Source organism: Chryseobacterium salviniae, from assembly GCF_035819015.1.
Classification (GTDB): domain Bacteria; phylum Bacteroidota; class Bacteroidia; order Flavobacteriales; family Weeksellaceae; genus Chryseobacterium; species Chryseobacterium salviniae.
The window spans coordinates 1-1,511 of the sequence record NZ_JAYLAA010000084.1; the positions used below are offsets into that span (position 1 = coordinate 1).

Annotated in this window: 2 protein-coding genes; one reads left to right on the forward strand and one right to left on the reverse strand. The window is 33.2% G+C overall.

The genetic code is table 11. The features are described from left to right. The coding region (locus SOP96_RS19890; RefSeq protein ID WP_326322601.1) for a CHC2 zinc finger domain-containing protein at positions 1-780 on the reverse strand (780 nt) is incomplete at its 3' end. Positions 781-944: 164 nt separating this feature from the next. Between SOP96_RS19890 and SOP96_RS19895 the strand changes: the two genes are divergently transcribed. After that, a complete protein-coding gene (locus SOP96_RS19895; RefSeq protein ID WP_268053395.1) occupies positions 945-1,271 on the forward strand; it encodes a helix-turn-helix domain-containing protein in 327 nt (108 codons plus the stop codon). Positions 1,272-1,511: the final 240 nt, after the last annotated feature.

Below are 1,511 nucleotides of genomic sequence, written 5' to 3' on the forward strand. Positions count from 1 at the left end.
AATTGGATTTATCTGAACTAAACTTGCACACTCGATAMTGGCTTCCGTTAATATCAGTTTTTTGGTGTCTTTTTTTGGATATCCCGGATAAATTCCGGAGCGGTTCTTCAGATAAAAATGGCGGGATGTTCCCGCAGCCAATTTATTATCGTTAGGCTCTAAAATGCTTCTTCCGTAAATGCTTACAATTTCATTATCTCTGTTTTTTAAAGGAAAAATAATACACTTATTGGCAAAAACCTGATACGCTTTTTCTTTGGTTCTGTTGTTGACGAGTCCTTTGTCTAATAGTAATCCTATTTCTAAAGCATTGTTTATCAGTTCTCCGGTTTTTCTTTCCCCATGATGGAACTGCCCCGAGTTGTAGCCGATTTCTAAAATGCTATTATCCAGATTTCTCTTTTCCAAATATTCCTTTGCAGGCTTGCTGTTGCTTATCGCATTCCTAAAATATTGGAACATATTATTAAGGAACTTTTCTTTACTTATCTCTTGGTTTCCGGAACCTGGATTTAAAATCTCTTCAGCTTTTTTTATCGCTTCGTGCTTTGATAAATTTTCTTTGTGCATTATAAAATCGATCACATCCATACTTTTACCGTGCGTTTTGCAGTTGGAAGAAAAACAGTAAGCTGTCTGCGTTTTGTAATAGATCTGCATTGATGGCGTTTTATCTTCGTGGAACGGACAGCACATTGTATTGTTCTTATCAGGTTTTAAACCGTAATAATGCAGAACCGTTGAGATAGATAACTGGCTTTTGATTGCGGAGATTTCCATAGAATAAAAAAGTTTAAAATATTTTTTGACAACTATTTCGGTGCTAAGATACCATTTTAGTTTTATTTTGCAAGCTTTTTAAGTTTTGAAGAACCGATTTTGTTTTCATATATTTACATTTCAATAGTAAACAAGGTTTTTTAAACCTATAAAGTTTCTTTATTATGGATTTCGGAAGTATAGTTTCAGAACTTAGAAAACAAAAAGGGATTTCCCAAACCGACTTGGCAAGTCAATTGGGGATTCATAAAAACGTGTTGGGAAGATACGAGAGGAACGAAGTTTATCCCTCGATAGATATTGCTCGCAAGATTGCAGATATTTTGGACGTGTCTTTGGATTACCTTACCGGAAAAGAAGATGTGCAGATTGATAAAAATACAAGTAGCCGTATTTTGGAGGTCTCAAAATTTGAACCTGAAGACCGCAATCATATCTTTTCAGTCATTGACGCTTTTATCGCTAAAAGAAAAATTCAAAGCATTTTATAAAATACAATATCCAGTAAAAATACATCAAAGATTAATAACAGGGAAAACGATTGTAAGTAAAGTCTTTACAATCGTTTTTTGATTTTTTGGTAATGAGGTAAAAAGCAGAAAAAAGCGAGGTTAGGCAAAAGTAATGTTACTAAAACGGTACTTTTAAATATAGTAAAAAATTATTTTAAGATAATGTATTTGAGTTTTTTGAATGGTTTTTCATATTGCTGCGTGGCTCAGATAAGTTTA